Origin of the sequence: Paraflavitalea devenefica (assembly GCF_011759375.1) — a bacterium.
Lineage (GTDB): Bacteria > Bacteroidota > Bacteroidia > Chitinophagales > Chitinophagaceae > Paraflavitalea > Paraflavitalea devenefica.
The window spans coordinates 963,702-986,401 of record NZ_JAARML010000002.1 but is presented as its reverse complement, the minus strand read 5'-3'; the positions used below and the strand labels follow the sequence as shown (position 1 = coordinate 986,401).

General features: G+C 49.5%; 10 protein-coding genes. 3 read left to right on the top strand and 7 right to left on the bottom strand.

The annotated features are described in order from the left end of the window. Window positions 1-18 precede the first annotated feature (18 nt). From HB364_RS13405 to HB364_RS13395, 3 genes are all read left to right on the top strand, one after another. Window positions 19-2,646 (top strand): TonB-dependent receptor, encoded by a 2,628-nt coding sequence (locus HB364_RS13405; protein ID WP_167288478.1) that lies wholly within the window; start codon window positions 19-21, stop codon window positions 2,644-2,646. Window positions 2,647-2,656: 10 nt separating this feature from the next. Next, window positions 2,657-3,595, top strand: a complete 939-nt coding sequence (locus tag HB364_RS13400; RefSeq protein ID WP_167288477.1) for a DUF4249 domain-containing protein — start codon at window positions 2,657-2,659, stop codon at window positions 3,593-3,595. 95 nt (window positions 3,596-3,690) lie between these two features. Further along, window positions 3,691-4,629, top strand: a complete 939-nt coding sequence (locus tag HB364_RS13395) for a DUF4249 domain-containing protein (RefSeq protein WP_167288476.1) — start codon at window positions 3,691-3,693, stop codon at window positions 4,627-4,629. 108 nt (window positions 4,630-4,737) lie between these two features. Here the strand turns inward: HB364_RS13395 and HB364_RS13390 are convergent, their stop codons facing one another. The 7 genes from HB364_RS13390 to HB364_RS13360 all read right to left on the bottom strand — a co-directional run bounded on the left by HB364_RS13390 (window position 4,738) and on the right by HB364_RS13360 (window position 22,674). Beyond that, window positions 4,738-7,122, bottom strand: coding sequence for an ABC transporter permease (locus tag HB364_RS13390; RefSeq protein WP_167288475.1), 2,385 nt, complete (start codon window positions 7,120-7,122; stop codon window positions 4,738-4,740). 264 nt (window positions 7,123-7,386) lie between these two features. Continuing rightward, window positions 7,387-12,351 (bottom strand): glycosyl hydrolase, encoded by a 4,965-nt coding sequence (locus tag HB364_RS13385; RefSeq protein ID WP_167288474.1) that lies wholly within the window; start codon window positions 12,349-12,351, stop codon window positions 7,387-7,389. A gap of 174 nt (window positions 12,352-12,525) precedes the next feature. After that, window positions 12,526-13,788 (bottom strand): hypothetical protein, encoded by a 1,263-nt coding sequence (locus HB364_RS13380; RefSeq protein ID WP_167288473.1) that lies wholly within the window; start codon window positions 13,786-13,788, stop codon window positions 12,526-12,528. Window positions 13,789-13,862: 74 nt separating this feature from the next. After that, window positions 13,863-16,133 (bottom strand): GH92 family glycosyl hydrolase, encoded by a 2,271-nt coding sequence (locus HB364_RS13375; RefSeq protein WP_167288472.1) that lies wholly within the window; start codon window positions 16,131-16,133, stop codon window positions 13,863-13,865. Window positions 16,134-16,156: 23 nt separating this feature from the next. After that, the gene (locus HB364_RS13370) at window positions 16,157-17,263 is read right to left on the bottom strand and encodes a glycoside hydrolase family 76 protein (protein WP_167288471.1); all 1,107 of its coding nucleotides are present in this window, start codon (window positions 17,261-17,263) and stop codon (window positions 16,157-16,159) included. A 71-nt stretch (window positions 17,264-17,334) separates the two neighbouring features. Next, on the bottom strand, window positions 17,335-19,200 hold the full coding sequence (locus tag HB364_RS13365; RefSeq protein WP_167288470.1) for a RagB/SusD family nutrient uptake outer membrane protein: 1,866 nt from the start codon (window positions 19,198-19,200) through the stop codon (window positions 17,335-17,337). A gap of 96 nt (window positions 19,201-19,296) precedes the next feature. Beyond that, on the bottom strand, window positions 19,297-22,674 hold the full coding sequence (locus HB364_RS13360) for a SusC/RagA family TonB-linked outer membrane protein (protein ID WP_167288469.1): 3,378 nt from the start codon (window positions 22,672-22,674) through the stop codon (window positions 19,297-19,299). Window positions 22,675-22,700 lie beyond the last annotated feature (26 nt).

Genomic DNA, 22,700 nt, shown 5'->3' with positions numbered 1-22,700 from the left:
TCCCTGATATAATTATTTATGAACCCACTTAAACCAGTGCTGGTGCTCTTGCTTTGTGCCCTGTTGAACACCAGTGCTACCCATGCCCAGGATATCAGTAAGGTGATGATCGATATCGAATTGAAAAATGCCACACTTGCTGAGGCATTTAACAAGATAGAATCCCTCACTCCTTTCAGGATAACCTATAAGACGGAAGATATCGCCCCTGTTAAAGGCATCACTTACCGCCAACGGAAGGTGTCGGTGAAAAAGGTATTGACCGACCTGCTGGCCCGTACGGGTTTGCAATTTGAACAGGAGCAACAGTATATACTGATCAAAAAGATCAACAAGTCCTCGTCGCGCAGCGCCACTATTTATGGGTTTGTGACTTCGGGCCAATCTGGTGAAACGCTGCCAGGCGCCACGGTCAGTGTATCGGGGGAAAAGACATTCTATACCGTTACGAATGGTTATGGATTTTATTCGCTGACGGTTCCCGAAGGGACGTATTCGCTGAGCTGTTCTTATACCGGCTTCCGTGATTTTGACCAAAAGATAACTGCACAGCAGGCATTTAAGAACAATATCGAGCTGGCCGGAAAGCTGGCCAATCATCTTGACTCCGTTGTGGTAGCTGCCGCCGGCAAGAAAAGTATGATCAGAAGAACGATCACGGGCAATCACCGGCTGGATATAACCGAGATCAAAAAGATCGCTATGGCAGGCGGCGAGCCGGATGTATTAAAAAGCCTGCAGTTTTTGCCGGGTATCCAAACTTCCAATGAGGGCACCACCAATTTATCCGTGCGCGGCGGTTCCTATGACCAGAACCTGGTGTTACTGGATGAAGCGCCGGTATACAATCCCTCCCATACGCTGGGGATCTTTTCCACTTTTAATACAGACGCCATTAAGGATGTAGCGATTTACAAAGGTGTATTCCCTGCGCATTACGGCGGCCGCTTGTCGTCGGTAATAGATGTGAAAATGAAAGAAGGAAATAGCAAGGAGCACACGCTATCCGGCGGCATCGGGCTGCTGGCCAGCCGGCTGACGTACGAAGGGCCTGTTAAGAAAGACAGATCATCTTTTATGTTGTCGGGGCGGTATAGTAATGTGGGCGTATTGCTCAACCTGGCCGACAAAATCAGTTTTTTGAAGTTTCACACTACCGGCAGCAAGGTGGCGTTTTATGACCTGAATGCCAAGTTCAATCCCATTCTAGGCGATAAGGACCGGCTCTATTTGTCGGCTTATACCGGGCATGACAATTTTTTTCTTGACCTTATCGATGCCTCCAACCAGATGAAATGGGGCAATACCACGATCAGCGCCCGGTGGAACCACGTATTCAATGCCCGTTTTTTTGCCAATACTTCGCTGCTGTATAGCCATTACAGGAGCTCCAGTTATAACCTGGATAATAACGGGCGTTTTAAACTGGACAGCAAGCTGCAGGAAGTCACCTTAAAAACAGACATGGAATGGATGGTCAATACCAATAACCTGTTAAGGTGGGGAGCGGGCATCACCGGTCAGGCGGTATCTCCCGGCAAGATGACGCCGATGGATACCGGTGCTGTTACAAAGGAAGTATCCCTGAATGACCGCCGTTCCGCGCAGTTGTTTGCCTATATCAGTAATGAGCAAAGGATCAGCAAAAGCCTTAGCATTTCCTATGGGTTGCGGGCAACCAGCTTCCTGGCGCTGGGCGATGCGCTCGTATACCAGTATAATGCGGATACGACAGCCGTTGTTGACAGCACCTATTACCCGAAAGGAAAAGTGATCAAAGCTTATTTTGGAGCAGAACCGCGGGTGACTGCCCGCCTTTTATTGTCCCCTGTGGCTTCGCTGAAGTTATCGTATGGGCGGAATTACCAGTTCCAGCATTTACTCACGAATTCTTCCGTTGGATTGCCCACGGATATCTGGATGCCTTCCGATCCTTATTTTAAACCTCAATATTCCGATCAGCTTGCCGCCGGTTTTTATCAAACATTCCGCGACGGTATGTATGAAGGAAGCGTAGAATTGTATTACCGGGAATCGAAAAATATTATTGATTTCAGGGACAATGCGGAAGTTTTTCTGAATGATAAAATTGAAACGCAGGTATTGACCGGACAAGCCCAGGGATATGGCCTTGAATTCCTGTTGAAAAAGAACAAGGGCGTCACCCATGGCTGGATCAGCTATACGTATTCCAAATCATCGCGCCAGATCAATGGGGTGAATAATAACGCATGGTACCCGGCCAATTATGATCACCGGCATAATGTTTCCCTCGTGTACAACCAGGCTATCAGTAAAAGGTGGAGCTTATCGGCCAATTGGGTGTACCGGAGCGGCGGACGCACGACGATGCCTATAGGAAGTTATGTTTTCAACAATGCCCGTTTCCTGTATTATAGTACCAGGAACGGGTATACCCTGCCGGCTTATCACCGGCTGGACCTCAGTATGACTTTAAGCGGCAAGTCGCACCCAAAAAGAAAATGGCAGGGTGAATGGGTGTTGAGCGTTTATAATGTTTATCACCGGAAGAATGTATTCGCCCTATATGTACGCCAGAACATATTTGATTTTTCCAAGGTAAAAGCCTCAATGGTATACCTGACCGGCATGCTGCCCACCGTATCCTACAATTTCAAATTTTAAGCAACTTCCTATGAGCAAGTGTTTCTATTTATTAATGAGTATCGTGTTGTTAGCAACAGGGTGTACGAAGGATTTTGATATTGACCCCGGGGAAGCAGCTCCCCAATACGTTATTGACGGAAGGATCAGCAATATGCAGGGGCCTTACTATGTAAGGGTCACAAAAACCGCCAAGATAGGATTAGATACGTTCGTTACTACGCTCTGGTATCATAATGCCGAAGCAGTAAATGACGCCCTGGTCATTATGACTGATGATAGGGGCATGGCTGATACGCTCAGTCCTGTGGATCATCGTGACCCCAGGTATAATCCTATCTTTGGAGGAAGTCGTGGTTATTACGGAACCACCAGGATCACCGGTATTCCGGGGCATACTTATCATCTGCAGGTGCGTATTGGCCATGAGGTGTTTCAGTCATCCGCCTATATGCCGGCCACGGTGCCGGTTATTGATTCAGTGGTGTTTAAAAAAGATCTTATCGCAGACCCCTCCGGAATCATGGGCGATGCCGTTTTTGCTTATTTTAAAGAACCCCAGCATGAGCAAAATTATTACCTGCTACAGCTTAATAACATCAGGGATTCTTCCAATGACATTGCCCGCGGATTTTATGCTGATGGGGTAGTCTTTCCCTTCTATGTTTTCGATGACAAAGCTTTACCGCCTTATGTGGAAGGCATGGAAGTGCATACTATTATTACCGATGATTATCGCCGTAAGCGCCTGTCGCCTTACTGGGTTATGCCCTGGTGGTATCCCATACAAGTGCGGTTGTCTTCATTGACCAGGCATACCTACGAATATTTCAAAGCACTGGAAAAGCAATTCCTGGTTGATGGCAATGTCTACCAACCAGCACCGGCCTCTGCCAGCGGCAATATCAGCGGCGGCGCGCTGGGGCTTTTCTGGGCGGCTAACGTTTCGCATAAGGTGGCACCACGGTAACATACGTTAAGCCGCAGCGTCCCCCCGCAGAGCGGGGCAAGCTCTTTGGGAGACGCTGCGGGGATAAATAAACTTCAAATTTTAAGCAACTCCCTATGAACAGGCGCTTCTATTATTTAATGGGTATTTTGTTTTTATTGGCGACCGGGTGTACAAAGGATTTTGATATTGATCCTGGAGAAGCGGCCCCCCAATATGTTATTGAAGGAAAGATCAGCAATATGCGGGGACCCCATTATGTACGGGTCACCAAAGCCGCCAACAGGCTGGGCACGGACATGCCTCCTCTATCCGGCGTAGATAATGCCGAAGCGATAACAGGAGCCCTGGTGATTATAAGGGATGATATGGGTATGACGGATACACTCAGACCTGTGCCCCAAAGTAATCGCCGGTATAATCCTTTGTATATGGGAGATCGTGGGTATTATGGAACCACCAGGCTGACCGGTATACCGGGACATACGTATTACCTGCAGGTGCATATTGGCAGCAAAGTGTTCCAGGCATCGGCCTATATGCCGGCCACGGCGCCGGTTATTGATTCTGTGGTGTTGAAAAAAGATCCTGTCGCCGATCCCTCCGGCCAGCGGGGCGATGCCGCTTTTGCTTATTTTAAAGAACCGCGGGATGAGCTCAATTATTACCTGTTGCAGCATAATATTATTGCCGACTCCGCTTTTGAAGCTGCCCGCGTATATTTTAGTTATACTTCGGTCTTTCCCCTCTACGTTTTCGATGACAAGACTTTGTCGCCTTATGTGGAAGGCATGCAATTGCGTACCATTTTTGCCGATAATTTTGGCAATAACAGGATGGAGCCTTACTGGTTTACACCCGGGGACTCGCTGCAAGTGCGGTTGTCTTCATTGACCAGGAATACCTACGACTATCTCAAGGCACTGGAAAAGCAATTCCTGGATGATGGCAATGTATACCGGCCGACGCCGGCTTCCCCTACCGGCAATATCAGCGGCGGCGCACTGGGGCTTTTCTGGGCGGCCAATGTTTCGCATAAAGTGTACCGGCCGTAAATGTATTGTTTTGATGGACACAAGTATGCCGTTGCATAAAGTTGGGCGGCATACTTACGCCAGTGGCGGGGAATCTTCCCCGCCAATTTATGTTCCCGCTGCTTCGTGTCACTCCCTCCTCAAACTATCTACCGGGTTGGCTAATGCGGCTTTTATTGATTGATAGCCCACCGTAAGCCAGGCGATGATTACTGAAGCGAATATCGTCAACAGAAATATCCCTGCGCTTATGTTTATCCTGTAGGCAAAGTTTTGGAGCCACTGGTGCATGAAATAATAAGCGAACGGCGCGGCAATTAAGAAGGCAAGGGCAACCAGCACCGTAAATTCTTTTGAAAACAGGTAGATGATGTTCATTGCTGAGGCCCCCAATACTTTCCTGACACCTACTTCTTTGATACGCTGCACTGCCATAAATGAAACAAGGCCGTACAACCCAAGGCAGGAAATCAACAGGGCAATGCCGGCAAATAGGGTATACAGTTGGGAAAGCTGACGTTCCTGTTGATAGAAACCGGCAATTTTATCATTGAGAAACTGGTATTCATAGATAAAATCCGGATAAGCCTGGCGCCAAAGGTTTTCTATCGAGGCGAGGGTCTGTGTTGCATTTTGCGGTTGTATTTTTATGTTGATCAACTGGTACGACCGCTTTAATGAACCCAGCACGGTTGGCTTTATGGCATTTTCCAACGAATGACCATTAAAGTCTTTTATAACCCCCACAACAGGAGCCTCTACTTTGTCCCAAAAGTTTATCCTTTTACCGAGCATATCCTCCGGATCCCTGAAACCTAATTTTCTTGCCAGCAATTCATTCACTACAAATCCTTTTACGGTATCGGATTGTTCATAAGGCCGGCCGGCTATGAACTGAATATTGTACGTTTTAAAATAATCAGCATCGGCCCATTTAAGATCAGCTTCAAAATCGGTGGGTTTTATGGCATTGTCAAACCTGAAATCGCTCCCCCAATTTGAATCATCTGCGGGGCTGTACGCACTAACGCTTACATTTTTTATCCCGGCCTGCGCCAGCAACTGTGTTTTTAGGGCATCTATTTTAGACCTGTTGGGAATGGGCACCGTAATGATGGCCTCCTTATCAAAACCCATAGCTGTATTGGTGAAAAAATTCATCTGGCTCACCACCACCAATGTCCCTATGATCAAAGCCTGGGCAATGGCAAACTGAAAAACAACCAATGCCCTTCTCATAGAAAGCCCTCCTGTCCTTCTGCCGGTTAATTTATTTTTCAGTGCGGTGATGGGCTTAAACCCCGACAGGATGATGGCGGGGTAAAAGCCCGACAACAAGGTGGTCATAATGATGGCCACCAGGATAAATGCTATGAGGGGAAGGTCAAAACGTATTTCCAGATCTGCCTGTAAAAGGGTATCCAGCAATGGTAAAGTGATGCATACAATGCCTGTTGCCATAACAACAGCAGTACAGGTAATAAGAAATGTTTCATACAGAAACTGAAGGATCAATTGCTTTTGGCTGCTGCCCAGGACTTTCCTGATACCCACTTCTTTGGAACGTTTTACAGCCTGTGCGGTTGCCAGATTAATAAAGTTGATACAGGCAATGATCACAAGGAATAAGCCTATCAAACTTAAGGTTGTGATCACCTCTTTGCTGAAGGTTTTTCCACTAAATGTACCAAACCTGCTGTCATAATGTATATCGCTTAGCGGCTGCAGTTTGTAGCCCTGGTTGGCATATTCGGCAGGTGTATGTTTTTTTACAAAGGCGGCAAGCTGGTTATCGAATTGCTGTGCAGTCATATTTTGGGGCAGCACAACAAAGGTGTTTAAGTTGGAGGTTTGACTTACCCAGTCTGAAGAAGCATCATTTTGTACCGTTTTAAAAGAAAGCACCACCTGTAGCGGATAGTCGGTATTAGCCGGCGTATTTTTTAAAATGCCGGTTACCTTGCACACTTTACCATTGTCGTATTTAATGTACCCGTTTATGGCGGCCTGCCAGCTGCCAAAATATTGCTCAGCAGTTTGTTGCGTCAATACAACGGTGTTAGGCGCCGTCAGGGCCGTTTTGGGATTGCCGGCAATAAAGGGGAAATTAAAGATGTCAAAAAAGGCGGGGTCAGCAAAAAAGAGATGGGTTACTTTAAATTTTTTCTGCGTTGCCTGGGTTTTGTCATTCATCACCGTGACCAGTGCATCGTCCTCCGTGTAAATACGTGCCACCTGTTCCAGTTGCGGATAGTCTGCCCGCAAACCTGCTGCCACCGGAAATGCATTGTGCGTTGAATAATCGATGCCATCCGGAGTGTTTGTTGCAGCTACCACTCTGTAAATACGATCGGGGTGGTTGTGAAAGTTATCAAAGCTGGTTTCAAACTGAATGAGTAAGAAGATAAGCAGGCAGGCTGCAAGACCTACTGCCAGGCCGGTAATGTTCATCACAGCATAGCTTTTGCTGCGGACTAAGTTCCTGATAGCAGTTTTGAAATGGTTTTTAAACATGGAGCGGTCTTAAATGGTGAGTATGTTCATTGCTGATTGATATTGGCAGCCATTACTGTATGGCTAAAACAGGGTCGGATCAGGCAAAAATTGCCAACAAAATGCCAGAAATGTATCAGCATGATTTACAGTAAAATATCTATCCAACAAATAGGAGATAAAATCATTTCCGATACAGGAACTGTCCGGTTTTGGTACAGGTTAAAAACACAGCGGCCACCTGTTAGGATGGCCGCTGCTGTTGTAGGGTTTTTCTAACGGGGACTATTCCTTGACTATCTTTTCGACTTTTAGTTGTGCGCCGTTCCTGATCTGCACATAGTAGATACCCGCGGCCAGGCCTTTGAAAGAAAGCTGGCTGGTGGCGGTGGTGAGGTTTTTGGCTATCACCCGCGTACCAACGGCATTGAATACCTGTATGGATGCCTGCTGCTCCAGCTTACCGATATTGATGGTCAGGTGGTCTTTTACCGGGTTGGGATAGAGCGTCACGCCCAGGTGCTCTTCGCCAACGGTTGCTTTACCTATTGGGCTGGCCTGACTGGCAGCAGTGAGCACATCGCAATCTCCCAGGCGGTCGCCATGGCACAGGTGTGCTTCCACTGCGGCGGCGGCCACACAAAGGGTTCTGCCTTTGTGACAAACCATGACTTTGTTGTTGCGGGGGCCGCATTCCACATTCATGGTTTTGATGATGATAGCAGCAGACGCCTGGCATCCTTTTGCATCGGTCACCACTACGGCAAAGGTATCCGCCACCCGCACCGTGATAGACCGGGTAGTAGCTCCCCCACTCCACGCATATTGGTAAGGCCCGGTCCCACCGGCCGGCATTGCCTTGATGGTGAGGGACTCTGGTCCATAACCGATGTAGATGGTATTCTTTTCTGCCGAGGCCAGGTTCATAGCATATACATCGGGAATGGTTACGGTTACCGGCACCGGGTTGGTATCGTCACAATCGGTATTGTTCTCTGCATAACCCGCCGGGGCTGTAGGCACCGGCAGCCAATGCGCTACCTGCGAACCCAATCCATCGTTATCACCATCTACGTAGTACAATTTGGTTACAGTGAGTGATTGCACCACCGGTAGGGCGGCTGCATACTGACCATTGCCCGGCTGGGTAGCCGTAATGCTGGCAATACCGGCCCCCACGATGTAGATGGTGTCATTAATAATTGTAGCTACTGATGTATCGGAAGATGTATAGGTAATGGGCAGACCGGAAGAAGCCGTAGCACCGGCCACAAAGTTGCTATCGGTTATTTTCTTTTCTGCGATCGGCGCGAAGAAGATGGCTTGCTCCTCTTTCATCGCTTCCGTTATTTCAAAGGCAGTCAATGCCCGGTTGAAAATTTTGAATTCATCCACCGCGCCTTTGAGCAGGGGATCGTTGAACTGGGATTTACCGATGTAGTTCTGGCGGGTGCTGCCCAATTGAGCAGGCTTGATGGTAATGTTGTTGTTGGCAGCTACCAGCGCGCCATTGATGTACAGACTGGCAGTATTGCCCGACTGGGTAACGGCCAGGTGCGTCCAGGTGTTTAACGGCCAGGCAAAGGCATAGCTGACGGATTGTTCACCACCACCATTCTTGATGGCGTAACGCACGGTGGATTGTCCGCCGGTTACGTTCACCTGCGGTGTGAGGAACAGGTATTGATTAGTACCGGTACCGAAATCAAAGATCCGCATCCAGTTGGAGAGCGCGTCCATCTTCACCCAGGTCGCAATGGTAAAATCATTGAGCCCGGTGAGCATTCCTTCATCCAGTGTGGCATAAGCAGTGGCCGTGCCATCCAGTTTCAAGGCGCTGCCGGTGTAGCCCGTATCCCGCATAGCAGTAGCCGCCAGCCTGCCCTGATAGCCGCCCCAGGTATCTTCAGCCACACTGCCGGTATCATTGAAGGAGACGAACAGGTGACGACCGGCCATAGGCTTGCCTGTTAACACAGCCGTTTCGGGACTGCTGCCCGCTGCATTGTACGCTATCGCTTTGTAATAGTAGTGGGTACCATTGGTGACCGCACTATCTGTAAAACGTACCACATCCACCGCCGTGGCAATGGTATCATAGCTGCCATTCTCCGCACCGGAACGCAATACATGATACAAGGCGTCGTACTGGAAATCCCAGGTAAGTATGATCCTGGCATCGCCTGAGGCGATGCGTGGCTGTAATACAGTTGTGGGTGCAACGAGATCGTTGGTGCGTAGTTCCAGCAGTGCTGAAGGAGCGCTTTCTCCTGCGGAGTTCAGCGCCGTCACCATATAGTAATAGGTGGTAGCCGGTGTGAGGTTCTTGTCGGTAAACTCCAATTGGGTGGTACGGGCAGCTACCGTGTCAAAAGGTCCGTCGGGATGTAATGACCGCTTCAGGTTGTAGGAACGGACATTGGTACCCGCATTCCATTGCAGTTTGATCTGTGAGGCCGCCAGCACTTCGCCGGTAAGGCTGGTGGGCGCTACCGGCACTGCATCCCTGACCACATCGAGTGTAGCGGAATACACAAACTGGCTGCCGGAAAAATCAACGGCTTTCACCCGGTAGGTGGCTTTGTTGAATACACTGTCTACATAGGTGAGGGTACCCGCCACCGGGTAACCGGTGAATTCCTGCACGGGCAGGAAGCTGGTATCCACGCCCTCTATTTTTCTTTCGAGGATGTACCTGGAACCTGTTTCGCCGTTCAGGTCCTTCCAGGTTAGTGTTGCTTTAAAGTAATCATCGCTGTTGATGGCGGCTGATAAGGCGGGCGCTACCAACTTCCAGTTATGTACAAATGCTTTTTGCGGGTTGTAGGCAAAGTTCGATTTGTTGGCTGCATAGTATTTGCCGGCCAGCGTAAGGGTATCAGCCAATACCATGGCCCTTTTGTTTTCTACCCAATCGTAGATGGCATAGCGCTCTACAAAGGAAGTGGTATCCAGTACCTGCAGGATGCCCTTCATATCGTTGTATTGTTTTTCAAACTGCGCCTGCTGATCGGTGGGCCATGGTTCGGTGGTCCAGTTGGCGCCATTGTTCCATTCGGTGATCCAGAGTGGACGCTTCACCCGGTCATAGATGCTCTTTAGTTGTGAGTACCACTGCTGCGGCGTCAAACCTCCCCAGTAACAGTGAATGGCCACAAAGTCGACCCGGTAGTTTAGCTGATCACATTTCGCCAGGAAGTCGGTGATCCAACTGTTGTGCGGACTGGCAGGGGCCGGCGAACCAATGCGCAGACCCGATTTCATCATGTCGGGCCATTGACTGAAGGCCTGGTCAACGGTCATGTTCGCCTGATCGGGCCGGTCAGGTTCATTAAAGCCCAGGAGATGGTTGACGTTCTTTTTGTTGTTGAGGTCGTTCCAGGAAGGCCATCCGCCGTTCTGCCGGATGATCGCATAGTCATAGTTGGCAGCAGCCGACCCGCCAATGTTCCAGTCGTAATACCAGGTGGCGTTGATCTTTGCCGGCGACCAGCCTGCTTTTCCTTTTTTGCTGATCCAATCCCAACGGAAAACACGGATGAAGGAAACGGTGGTATCCAATCCCTGTGGCAGGGTATTGACAATAAGGTCCTCATCGTTGGCAATGAACACCCGGCTGTAACCTGATCCATCGGGATTGTTGGCCAGGGTGGCCATGTAACCCCTGCGTAGTTTGAACGACCTGATTTTATTGTTGAAGGTATCGAGGTTATTGTGATAGGTCTCTATTTCGTAAGCTTTCGTATTACCGGTGAGGTTGGCGCCGGTAAATACTTCGAGCGCCTGGGTATTGGTTTGCTTACCATAAGGAATAACGGCCGTACCGTTTTTGTAGATGGCAATGCGCAGATCGGGATTGCCTGCAGCAGGAATGCCGTTGATGGTCACTTTATCGAGCCAGTTGGCCACTACGTCTGATGGCTTGATGTTGTCGAAGAAGAGCCAGGCATCCGCTGAATTTAATTCTACCGTCGAGTTAATTAAAGGCGCGTATTCACCGGTCAGGTGCAGGTCAGTTTTACCGGGCACAATGAATTGCGTATTAAAGGTGGGCAGGAAAGAAGCGGTACTGCCGGTCACGGTAACGGGTTGTTGTGGACCAGTCACAAGCGCTGCAGGCGCATAGGCGCCTTCTTCATAGGTCACACTGCTGATGTCCATATCCACCGCTCCGGAAGGATAGTTCTTACCAAAAATAAACCTGGGCAGTACGTCCAGTTTATTCACCGATAGTTCGCCGATGGAAAACAGCCCCCAGTTGCCGGTCACCGTTAAATAATAGGTACCTGCTTCGCGGGAAGTAAAGACAAAGTTTTCCCGGTTGAGCACCCTGGTGCCACTGGTGGTGAAAGTATAAGACGCAATCCTGCCGCTGGTAGCGGTGGTGGGGCCCACACCTACGGTGATGGTCCTGCTGCCGGTGGCATTGGAGATGTAGGCATGCAACATGGAAAAATCATAGGTGGTATTGGCTTCGAGCGTTACGGGATAACTGTATACGGTATTCTGAATGCTGTTGCCATCCCATCGTACATACAGCAACCGGCCCGTATAGGTAGCACTATTATGGGTATGGAGGTTGCCACCCGAAGAAGCGTTTACATCCATGTACCTGGAAGTGCCGGCCGTGGTGGAGTTGGCCGCCGCAAATAAAGTGGTGGAAGTGGTGCCGGTATAGGCCCAGCCATACGCATCAGGTTTACCGGTATTGTTAGTAGGTGTACCAGCCCAGTCGGGAATGAGCGTGGGGCCTTTCACGGTGTTGAGCAATTGATTGCTTTCCACCCCACCGGCAATGTCTTTAATAGACGCCAGCGGCTGCGTTTCAATATAAGCGCCATTCTGGTAGATGTAGGCCGAATCATTGTTGACCGCCACCCGGATGGTATGGTACTGTCCGGCGCCGGAGGCTGTCAATGCCTTAGTGGCCGATAGGGCCGATGTTCCTTTAAGGGTGGCAGCATCCAGCGAGAGCCTGAAACCTTTCACCCTGGCGTTGCGGGCCTCTATATCAAGGCCCCGACCGGTAGCGGTATTTACTTTTGCTACTACTTCGAGGGTGTAATTATTGGGTATAGTATACTGTTTCAACACAGTATCTTCCCCGGCAGCATTGGTAAAGGCCCTGCCGGTGAGGAGGGTTTCATTAAGTGTCTGTTTGACAGGTAAATTGGGCGCCTGGGCAGCCAGGTGGAGGCTGCCTGCCAGGGCCAGGATACATAGTAAAGATCTGAAAAGGTAATGGCTCATATGGCAGTATTGTTTGGATGAGGCACCCAAGTTATCCTCAAAAACAGCGCTGCCGAGGGGGGAAATTCGTATAAAAGAGGGTCATTTTGGTAAAGCCGCAGAGTCCCCTGCGGGAGACTCTGCGGAGAAGAAGCTACGACGGGGTGATTTTAGTAAAACAAGGGGGCTGTCTTGTTATCTGCACCTTAATTCACCGATGCGATGATGCACATGGTTTTTGTAGTACTCCCCTTTTTCCCGGATGGCTTTGGCGATGTCGTTGCGGTTACGTTCTTCGATGGCCTTGATGTCGTCCTCGAATTTCTTGTACTCATCAATCCTTTGTTCCCAGCAACCGATCTTTTCCTGGGCTTTTGCATAGTTGGGGCTGCCCGGCTTAAAGCGGCCCTTTTCGAGGTCGGTCTTTAATATACACAGGTCATATTCCGTTTGCCGGCGTTCCATTTTGATGCCTTCTATAAAGCTGTATTCTTTGGCGATGGAATTGATGGTTGCCTGGTTGCTGTAGGCCAGGGTCTGGTCTTTCATTTTTTCCAGCAGCGCTTTCTTTTTCTGCTCTTCCTGCTTTTTGTATTGCAGCAGCTCGTATTTTTTTACCGCGCAAGGCGAGTTGCTGTTGAGCATTTTGTCTTCCTGCTTCGCCAGCTCGCGGTCCAGCTCCTGCTCTTTCTTTTCTGTTTCCTCCAGGGCCTTCACCACATGGGTTTCCTCATATACCTCAAACAAGGAAGGATCAAAACAAACCACGGACGATTCCCTGTCTTCTATTTCCGTCACCGTAAAGCTGGTTTGCCCGTGGGTATTTTTCATGATGAAGTAGTTGCCCTTATTGGTTTTCAGGTACCCCAGGCCATAGTTGCCCAGGTAGGCATAGGCCATCATATCGCCGGGGTATTCTTTACCATACAGGTACAGGATATCCTTTTCATCGGCGCTCCGGTATTCCCAGGCCTTGTATTTCCCGTCGCAAAATTCCTGGCTCCGCTGTTTGTTGTAGAGCATTTTGGCTTCCAGCACATTCGCCAGTGGATTCCTGTGCGTATTGCCGGTGCGCACATAATGTTTTAACTCTCCTTCCTCGGCCTGCTTCTTTTTTTCGAGCCTGCTAAAGTAAGCGTATTCATTGCCTTTCATGCCAAATACCATGAAATGGAATTTCTTTTCGTTGATGTTTAAGTCGCAATCGGGCGTTCCTTCCGTACTGATGGGCGTAGCGCCTGTAATACCCAATTTGGTATTGACCATGAAACAGCCTTCAAAACTGCGGGCGCCGGTTTTGTTGACAAAGGCAAAACGTTTGTCGAAGCAGATCTTTTCGGTGGGTGTGACTGTTTTGGCGGTGGTGACGCCTTTGAGTACATCGCTCTCGTAGATCTTTTTTTCCTGGGCGGAGGAGGAGAGGGCTATAATAATAAGGAAGCAGGTTAAGCACTTCATGTTGTTGTAATTAGTAGAACATGAAAGTAGTGCATACCTGCTTCCCCGGTATTACATGATGATGTAGTAGACGGTTATTGTTTTATAGCAGATAAGGAAAACGGTTTATCTGTATGGCTGATGCCTCTTGCAGTATTGGGGTTATTGCCCATGGTAAATTCCCATACGCCACCATTCAGGATATCGGCATGGGTGATGTAGTTTTTGGTATAGGGAACGCCATTGAGGGTGGCCTGCTGTATGTATACGTTCTCGCCGCTGTTGCCATTGGCTTTGATGGTGAGTTGCTTGCCATTCTCCAGCGTGATGGTCACTTTTTGAAATAAGGGACTGCCCAATACGTATTGGTCGGTACCGGGACATACACTGTAAAAGCCGAGCGCACTGAGCACATACCAGGAAGAGGTTTGTCCCTGGTCTTCATCACCGGGATAACCATCTTCGGTGGCATTGTATAAACGCCGCATGACTTCCCGTGCATGGTATTGCGCTTTCCAGGGTTCTCCTGCATAGTTATAGAGGTAGATCATGTGCTGGATGGGCTGGTTGCCGTGGGCATACTGGCCCATGTTGGCCATGGCCATCTCCGTCATTTCATGGATCGGCCGCCCATAGGTACCTACTTTAAAGGTATTGGGCCGGGTGAATACAGAGTCCAGTTTGGCCGTGAAGTGTTGCTCACCGCCCAGCAGGTTGATGAGCCCCTGCACATCATGAAATACCGACCACACCCAATGCCAGGCGCATCCTTCGGTATAAGGTCCGCCCCACTCGGTGGGATCAAAGTCAGCCAGCCATTGGCCTTTGCTGTTTCTGCCGCGCATGAAGCCGGTGGTGGAATCAAATACGTTGCGGTAGTTGTACATCTGCTTCGCAAAGATGCCGGCATAGAAAGGCGCTTTGACCTCGTTGGCCAACTGGTAACCGCAGAAGTCATCATACGCATATTCCAGTGTTTTGGCCGTTGCTTCGCCATATTCCGGGTAAGGCACATAGCCCAACTGGTAGTATTCTTTCCAGCCATGCCGGCCATTGGCCGGTCCCCAGGGGCCTTTGTTGGTAGCCTCATATAAGTAAGCGGCCAGTGCTTTCTCCGGATCGAAGGTGCGGATGCCTTTTACCCAGGCATCGGTGAGCAGCGAGATGGCATGGTTGCCAATCATACTGCCACCCTCACCGGGAAATGACCAGGCGGGCAGCCAGCCGCATTGTTCTTTGGCCGCCAGCAGGGCCTGCATGTAACGGCCATGCATGGTGGGATGCAGGATGGTATTGAGGGGAAATTGCGCCCGGAAGGTGTCCCAAAACCCGGTATCGGTATACATGTACCCATAGTATATTTTGCCGTCGTAAGGACTGTAGTAATACGGCTGACCATTTTTATCGTATTCAAAGAACTGCCGGGAAAATAAGCTGGCCCGGAAGAAACAGGAATAGAAAGTGGCTTTGTTTACTTCGGAAGTATCTTCCACCAATACCCGCGACAGGTATTTGTTCCATACAGCGGCAGCGGCTTTGCGGGTATCGTCGAGGTTTTTGAAAGCACCCAGTTCCCGCTGCAGGTTGAGTTCCGCCTGTTCTGTGCTGATGTAGGAAGAAGCAACTTTTACCTGCACCTGCTCTCCTGCTTTGAACTGAATGTAAGCGCCCACACCTTCCCCTTCGGCATTGGCGGCAGTGGCCTGCACAGTATTCTTCCGGTTTTCCCAGGTGCCATAGGCCACAAAGGGTTTATCAAATACGGCTACAAAGTAGTTTCTGAAGTTGGCCGTTTTGTAATGACCATTGTTCACATAGCCGATGATCTTCCGTTCTTCCGGGATGATCTTCACCAGGCTCATTTTGGTGTAGCCATCCAATACCAGGTAGCTGGCCTCTTTCTTTGGAAAAGAGAAGCGCAGGTGTGCGCCTCGCTCGGTGGGCGCCATTTCTGTAGTGATGCCATTGTCGAGCTTTACCTTATAATAATCCGGACGGGCGGTTTCATTGGCATGACTAAAGCCGGTGGCCCGGTCATCTTCATTTACCGTTAGCTTTCCTATAATTGGCATGAATGAAAAAACGGCATAATCGTTGGTCCAGGAACTGCACTGGTGCGCCTGCTGAAAGCCACGTATTTTCTTTTTTGTGTATTGGTATTTCCAGCCGTCACCATTCTTACCGGTTTGCGGCGTCCAGGTATTCATACCAAAGGGCAAGGCAGTGGTGGGATAGGTATTGCCCCGCGTTAGTTCAAAAGAAGAATTGGTGCCCTGTAAGGTGTTTACATACTTTACCAGGTCGGGCTGCTGCGCCAGCGCCAGGTTACTCCAAAGCAATGTACCAACGATCACGTTCAGTTTCATGGGTAATGAGTGGTGGTTGTTTTTTATTGTTCCGGCGGGCATAGCTGCATGAAAGCCACCGCACTGCTGGCTTCATACGATTGAATGGTACCCGGCGGGCATGTTATATTATAATTCCTGTACATTAATCCGCGGCCGGGGTCCCTGTTGCCCCAGGCCTTGTTGATGTTCTTCCTGATCCAGGCCAGGTATTGTGACTGATCGGTATCCTTTATCAGCATCATGATGTACCGCGCAAAAATAGCTTTTAATACCCCTTGTTCATTCCAATCCCCTTCTGCCGGCAATATACTATTTACATCGCACATGGTTTTCTGTGTATAGTCTGCCGCCAGCTTTGCATTATTCAAATAAACATTATTATTTAATGCCTTGTACAATAGTACAGAAGCACCGATATAGGTGCCCTGGTTATAGGTATAATCGCTCCAGCCTTTATTGCCGTTGATGTTGTTATCGGCTACCCGCCCATTGGCGGTATTGACCAGGTTGATGACCGACCAGTCGTAGATGGTCTTCGCCTTATCGAGGTAAGCCGCATCATTGGTGAGTTTATACAATTGCATGGCTGCAATCACCGTGGGAAAGTTAATACAGGCATTCTTACCTGTTTTATTGAAGTCCCACCACATACCGCCTTTCACCGCATCATACGCATCGCGCCATACCCGTTGAAAACCGCTTTGGGAAAGAGTAAGATAATCGCTATTGCCGGTCATTTCAGATGCCCTTGCCAGGGAGATGACCCACCACATAATATCGTCATAGATGAACCAGGTGGTTTTGTTTTCCCAGTCGTACTGACTGTAACGGTTAAATCCACCCTGGTAGATGTCTTTTACGAGTTGAAGATAGGCGGCATCGTTGGTACGCCTGTAAGCATCCATGGCCAGATCCCAGAAGATGGCTTGCGTCCAGATAGAACCTATCGCTTTCTTTTCGGTGGTGTTGTAGTAGAGTTTATCTACCGGACTATAAAAATACGTGTTGAAGGTATTGAAAGCGGCTGTGGCATCCTGTGCGGTAAAGGCTACGGGCTTGGGGGTGGTTACGACCGGCGTGTTGCTCTTTTTGGAGCAGGCGGTTAGTAGCGCGATGGATAACAGCAGGAACAGGTTTATGGGTTTCATTGTAGCAATTATTTTAAGCCGCAGAGTCCCCGTTGGGAGACTCTGCGGGGAATGTAATATGTTATTGGGTATTAATTCTGCCAGCCGGTATTTTGTACCAGTTGCAGGTCGTTGATGATCTCAACCTGCGGAATGGGGAACAGGTAATGTTTTTTATTGAATACGCGGGTCTCAAAGGATTTCAGGTCATAAAAACCGGGTTCTCCGGAATCGGTATTCAATCCCCAGGCCGGGCCGTTCTCTGTTTGCTCAGCTATTTTCCAGCGGCGCACATCAAAGAAGCGGGAATTTTCAAAAGCCAGTTCTACCCGGCGCTCTTTGCGGATGGCTTCACGCATTTCGTCCTGATTAGCAGGAACAGGCAAGGCATTCACACCTGTACCATATTGCGGAATACCGGCCCGCTCACGGATGAGGTTGAGGTATTTCAGGGTCTCTGTAAGGTTGCCGCCATAATCCGCTTCGTTGAGGCATTCGGCATAGCTCAGGTAGATCTCTGCCAGGCGGATGAGCACCAGCTTGTGATCATTGATGTTCCATTTACCCGTACCCATAGCCTTGCGCACCACATAACCGGTAACCGAGTAGTCGCCTTTGCCGGGACCTTTGCCGGAGTTGCCATTGTAAAATAAGGTGGTCTCTATTTTACCAAAGTTGGTATTGATCCAGACACTGCGGTTGTAGGTAATGTTTACATAAAAGCGCGGCTCCCTGTCTACCCACTGGTTATAGGTATTCCTGGCTGTAGCAGTAGGATCGGAAGAAGGCGCCTTGAAGCTGGTGAAGCCGGTAAGCTGGTAGCCGGATGCCCCATTGACGATGGGCGTACCATCGGCATTGTAACCGGTAACCGGACTTTGCCCATTGGCCATAAAGAAAGCATCCACCATTTTTTGCGTAGCAGCCAGGCCTGTTCCACCCCTGATATCCCCGTTCTGTCCATCGTGGCGGGGACATAGTTCGTATTGCCTGGATTCCAGTGAAGCCCGGCGTGAAAAGATGACTTCAGAATTCCAGTCTTTCAGCATTACGTTGCGGCAAGACAGGTAAGGGCTGTAACCATTCGCATCATTTTCCCGGTAAAGGTCGTAGGTGCCGGGCACGAAGGTGGCAATAAACTCCTTGTACGCATTAGCAGCCAGCTTCCATTTGTTGGCATCTACCGTTTGAGGGATCAACTGCTTGCCATCTTTGTTTTTCAGGTTAGCATAATCGGTATTGCCATTGAACAGGGGACTAGCTGCATATAGCAGCGCCTGTGCGCGGTAAGCAAGGGCAATGCCTTTGGTAATGCGGCCATAATCCTGGTCGCTGTTGGGAACCGTGGGCAGTTCGCCGGCAGCGGCCGCCAGTTCGGTAGTGATGTATTCGATGCATTCGTCTATAGAACTGCGGGGTATTTGCAGGTTCTCATCGGGCTTGATGATCTTATCGCCCAGCAATACCACGGGACCATAGATACGCACGAGCTGAAAGTAATAGATGGCGCGCAAAGCCCTCGCTTCTGCCTTGTATTGCGTGATGAGCTCCGGCTGCAGGTCCTGCATTTTATGTGCATTCTCTATGAAAATGCCTGCATTGCGGATACCAGCATAGTAGTTGGTCCAGTAGGTCTTCACAAAATCGGAAGAGGCATCCCAGGAACCAATGTTGAGGAAGTTGGAACGCACAAAGTCCCACAGGAACTCGGCCTCATCCGAGCCGCCTGTCCAGATGCCGCCATTGTTATAGTTATCACTGCTGGCATATCTTCCACCATCCCGCTGACCGTATTCGTCGGGCACTTTGGAATAGATGTTATTGAGGAATTTTTGCCCGGTAGCCCAGGAATTAAAGGTTTCTTCTTCTGTGAGCCGGTCATTGGGTACCTGGTCCAGGAATTTCTTACAGGAAGAAAGAGCGACGAAAGCTATGCCGATGTATAATAGTCGTTTCATGTTTAATCAATTTAGTAGTTGGTCTTGCAGTAACAAAGCCAGAGGCTTTGAAATAGCCGTCACCAGCCAGAGGCTGGCGACTGTTTCCAAACAGGGTTAGAACTTCAGATTTACGCCCAGGGAAATGGTCCTTACGTTGGGATAGCTGGTGCCATTGTCCGTATTCAGTTCGGGATCCCAGAGATCGAATTTGCTGAAGGTAAGCAGGTTGATGCCCTGCAGGTAGATGGAAGAGTTCTTAACCCCTACCCTTCTCAGCAGGTGCGCAGGCAGGTTATACGCGATCTGCGCTGTTTTCAACCGCATGAAGCTCACATCTTTCACCCACCAGGAGCTGGCCTGTGTATTGTTGAAGTTCATATCACTGCCATAAGCGAGGCGGGGATAAAAGGCATCCTGCCGGGGATTTTCCGGTGTCCACCTGTCGGCCGCAATGGCAAAGGCATTGGAACCATCGGTGGTATTGAACGGATGGATCGCACGGCCCTGCAGCATCCGGTCGGCATCATTGATGCCCTGGAATAAAGCGCCAATAGAGAAGTTCTTCCAGGTAAGGTTGAACCCAAAGCCATATACCATGGAAGGCACATCGCCGCGGCCGATCCTCTGCTGGTCGGAAATATCAATCACGCCGTCCTCATTGAGGTCTTTGTATTTGATGTCGCCGGGTTTTACTTTCGACCTGTCGCCGGGAACAGCGCTTTCATCTATCTGCTTCTGGTCTATAAACAATCCATCGGCCACATAGCCAAAGCGGGCGAGTACGTTTTGGCCTTTGCGTTCCATCCAGGGGTATTGCTGGGGCAGCATATCATTCTCGATCATTACATCCTTGTTGTAGGTAATGTTGCCACGCAGACTGAGGTGCACTTCCCCTATATTGGTGTTGTATTCGAGGGTAGCGTCAATGCCTTTGTTATCCACGATACCCAGGTTGCCCCACAACGGTTTCTGCAATCCCATAAAGATCATGGACGACTGCCGCTGCAGGAAGATGCCTGTTCTGTGCTCCTTAAAGAGGTCTACAATGAGGGAAAGCTTATCATTCAGGAAGCGTATTTCAATACCCAGGTCCTGCTTGTTGGACTCTGACCATTTTACATTGGTAGCATAATCTGTCACGGTGATACCGCCGGAATTGGTAGTGCTGTTCCGGCCAAAATCATAACCTGCCGCATTATCGGCCACGAGTGTCGTATACGCAAAGCGGCGGCCATTGATCAATCCCAAACCCGTATTACCATTGGAGTAGCGCAGCTTGAGGAAAGAAACCACATTGACCAATGGTTCAAAGAAACGTTCGTTGGAAACGATCCAGCCAAACCCTATAGCGGGGAAGAAACCAAACCTGTTTTCCGGTGCAAACAATTCTGAGCCGTTGTAGCCAAAGTTGAATTCGGCAAAGTAACGGTCGTCATAAGAGTAGGTAGCTCTTCCGGCAAGACCAATGGTACGCTCCGGGATAGAAGCAGTGAAATCACCGGCAAAGGCATTGCTCTTGTCCATGGAATAGAATAAGCCCAGGCCGCTGACACGGTGCCTGTTAAAGCTCCTGTCATAGGTAAGAGAAGCTTCTGTATAAAACTGCCTGTTGCCACCATTGGAGCGGCCATACCCGAGGTAGGGTTGGTTGGTGGTCCAGGTGCGTTTCAGGTTCAATGATCCATCCGGCTTGTAAGGGTCCGTGAGGTCTACGATGTAGGTATCTTTTCTTTTGCCCCGGTCAATGAATTGCTCATTGTAGCTGTCGAAGGCAAACATGGCCGAAGCGCTCAGGCCCTTTACAAAGTAGGCAAGGTCCTGGCTTACCCGCAGGTTGGAATATAACTGGGTTTTGAATTCATTCTTATAACCCCTGGTAGCCAGATCGGCATAGGGATTACGCGAGCCGCCGTTGGGAGCAACGCCCGGTACAAAACCACCGGGATACATGATGGGATATACCACAGGCGGTATTTCCATAGCGCTGCTGAAGATGGTGCCGGGATCCTGCGAAGGTGCATTTTTGTTGGAGAAATACCCCTGTACACCTACTTCCATTTTTGTGGTGCCGGTTACCCGGAGGTTGAGCTTGGCCGTAACGTTGTAGCGGTTGTATTTTAAAGAAGAATTGTATTGTTCCAGGTCGTCTGTTTTCAGGAAGCTGCTTTCATTGAAGTAGCCGAGGGAAACATAATATTGCGCATTGTCTACCCCGCCACTCGCATTGAGGTTGGCTTTCCGGGTATGGCCATATTTATTGAATACCGCATCTATCCAGTCTACATTGGGATACAGCAAAGGCTCCGTACCTGCTGCAGTTTTTTCGATGTAGTCATCCGGGTACAACACGCTCTGCCCACGGGTGGCTTTTGCTTCATTCACCAGGTTCATGTAAGAAATGCCGTCCAGCATTTCGGGGATCTTCGTGAAGGTGTTCACGCCTTCGCTGTAATCAAAGAATATCTGCGGCTTTCCTATTTTACCGGTCTTGGTTTTTACAATGATCACCCCGTTGGCGCCTCGTACACCATATACGGCCGTACCCGAGGCATCTTTCAGGATGGTGAAGGATTCAATGTCTTCAGGGTCGAGGTTGCTGATGCTGCGCTCTACCCCATCCACCAATACAAGCGGGGAGGCAGAGTTGCCGCCAAAGGTGGCGATACCACGTATCCAGATATCCGCACCGCTTTTGCCGGGCTCACCGGTACGCTGTACGCCTACCACGCCCGCCACGCGGCCTGCCAGCATGGTAGTGATGTTGGCTACCGGCTGGCGCAGCTCGGCCACGTTCACGGTTGACTGCGCGCCTACCAGGCTTACTTTACGCTGGTTGCCAAAACCTACTACAGCTACTTCGGAAAGTTCCTTGCCGAGGCCGGGTTTAAGCTGCACATCAATGTTTTCCCTGGCGCCTACCGTTATCTGTTCAGAAGCATAGCCTACATAACTGAATACCAGTATGGCATCCTGCGCCGGCACCAATATCTTGTACTGGCCCTGTGCATTGGTGGAGGTCATTGTTTGCGTACCACTCACGCCGACCGTTACTCCCGCCATGGGCGTTTTATTTTCATCCGTTACGGTACCAGCTACGGTAATCTCTTTTACGGCAGCCTGGATGCTTTTACGCTCGTTGTTTTTTTTACTGATGACCACAATCTGGTTTACTTCTTCAAAGCGCAGGGCCTTGTGCTGCAATAATTGCTGCAGCACTTTTTCCAGTTTTTCGTTTTCAAAGGAAAAGCTGCCTACTTTGTAGGAACTGAGCAGTTGCCTGTCGTAGGCAAAGGTGACCCGGGAGGCTTTTTGTAATTCGGCAATAGCAGCATCGAGGCTGCCGCCTTTAAAACGGACTGTGATGGTTGTTTGGAGTACCTGACTCTCGCCGGCAAATACCGGCATGATCATAGAAGCGGTTGTTAGGAGAAAAATTAGCATCCGGGAATACTTTCCCAGCCCACCTTTTCTGATGGCAAGCAGTTGTTTCATACTTTGTTAGGTTTTAGTTACTGTTA

What these genes read in the sequence shown, in the direction of transcription:
- HB364_RS13405 (WP_167288478.1), top strand. Translation starts at nt 19, where the DNA reads ATGAACCCACTTAAACCAGTGCTGGTGCTCTTGCTTTGTGCCCTGTTG.
- HB364_RS13400 (WP_167288477.1), top strand. Translation starts at nt 2,657, where the DNA reads ATGAGCAAGTGTTTCTATTTATTAATGAGTATCGTGTTGTTAGCAACA.
- HB364_RS13395 (WP_167288476.1), top strand. Translation starts at nt 3,691, where the DNA reads ATGAACAGGCGCTTCTATTATTTAATGGGTATTTTGTTTTTATTGGCG.
- HB364_RS13390 (WP_167288475.1), bottom strand. Translation starts at nt 7,122, where the DNA reads ATGTTTAAAAACCATTTCAAAACTGCTATCAGGAACTTAGTCCGCAGC.
- HB364_RS13385 (WP_167288474.1), bottom strand. Translation starts at nt 12,351, where the DNA reads ATGAGCCATTACCTTTTCAGATCTTTACTATGTATCCTGGCCCTGGCA.
- HB364_RS13380 (WP_167288473.1), bottom strand. Translation starts at nt 13,788, where the DNA reads ATGAAGTGCTTAACCTGCTTCCTTATTATTATAGCCCTCTCCTCCTCC.
- HB364_RS13375 (WP_167288472.1), bottom strand. Translation starts at nt 16,133, where the DNA reads ATGAAACTGAACGTGATCGTTGGTACATTGCTTTGGAGTAACCTGGCG.
- HB364_RS13370 (WP_167288471.1), bottom strand. Translation starts at nt 17,263, where the DNA reads ATGAAACCCATAAACCTGTTCCTGCTGTTATCCATCGCGCTACTAACC.
- HB364_RS13365 (WP_167288470.1), bottom strand. Translation starts at nt 19,200, where the DNA reads ATGAAACGACTATTATACATCGGCATAGCTTTCGTCGCTCTTTCTTCC.
- HB364_RS13360 (WP_167288469.1), bottom strand. Translation starts at nt 22,674, where the DNA reads ATGAAACAACTGCTTGCCATCAGAAAAGGTGGGCTGGGAAAGTATTCC.